General features: G+C 55.1%; 2 pseudogenes. One reads left to right on the plus strand and one right to left on the minus strand.

Annotation, left to right across the window (positions count from 1 at the left end):
- Positions 1-608, minus strand: a pseudogene (locus tag EXE45_RS16790) (hypothetical protein); the annotation flags it as partial.
- Positions 609-729: 121 nt separating this feature from the next.
- Here EXE45_RS16790 and EXE45_RS16795 point away from each other — a divergent pair.
- Positions 730-1,131: pseudogene (locus tag EXE45_RS16795) on the plus strand (hypothetical protein); the annotation flags it as partial.

Here is a 1,131-nt window from a genome sequence, read left to right on the forward strand (position 1 = left end):
AGCGAGTCCAGCAGCTCAGTTCGCTTGATACCCTCTTTTTCGGGACCTATCTCCGCGTTGTAGAATGCCTTTGCGACGGCGACCTGATCATCAACGCTGTGTGTATTCCCCTTTCGCTCCCGGATGTGTTGCTCCAAGCGGTCGAAATCAGTGCTGTCATCTTCATCAACCGTGAGGGCACCTCTGACCTTGTCTGGAAGTTCCGGGCGCGGCGCGTCACGGTGCCGTTGTGCTTTTTCGGACAGGCGCGTGTTATCGTAGAGAGCACGCGCTACGGGGAGGCCACGGAGATAATTGTACTCATAGAGAACCTCAACTCCGTGTTCAGTCAGACCGTAAAACTGACTGGGAAGATCGCGCGCGTCCTCATTCGGCGGGTACCGATAACATTCGATGATATCGTTGTCACTGAGAACCTCCAGCTGATCTCTGACTGCGGCCTTGTTCTTCGGCATCATGTACGCCAACTCATCGAGCGACGGGAGATGCTCCGGATGGCCAAGGATGAACTGTAGGATCAAGTGCCGCGTCTCCTGGGATAGGAGATCGTAGATCTGCCGCTGCTCTTCGAACGGGCCGTCACCCTCTGCGGCAGGTGCGTCACTCATGGTCTCACTTGAGAGTACTTCAGCGGCGTGAATAATACTTTGGGTCAACTAATGTGGTCAAAAACCGTATTAGGCATACTGGTCAGTAACCTATTTGTTCACTCGCCAAGGAGCACACAGTATGACTGACCCCGGCCCGCCTCCAAACGCGGCAGAGATTATGGAGAGCGTGAACGACACGCTCCAAGGGCTCGAATTAGAACCTCGCGAAACCTCTGAGATCCTGTTGTTCGCCAACCGAGAACTCCCACATCTCCACACACCTGAAGACTCGTATTTCATTCTTGGCAGCTACCGTGACCCGTACCTTCGACGCCTTCGCATCGTCCAGAACGAATTGGACAAGCGAATCGGCACATACCCCTTCCTGATGGCTGATCTCCCCGAGTTGGATATCGATCGGCTCCCAGTCTTCCGCATCCGTTTCACCCTCCTCGCCGCGCACGCTGATACCATCGTCGCCGTGTACGAACAGGATGCTGGCGGTGAAGTCACCGAACTCGGGAAAATCAGCACGACACCA

This window comes from Halorubrum sp. SP9, from assembly GCF_005435015.1.
Taxonomy (GTDB): domain Archaea; phylum Halobacteriota; class Halobacteria; order Halobacteriales; family Haloferacaceae; genus Halorubrum; species Halorubrum sodomense.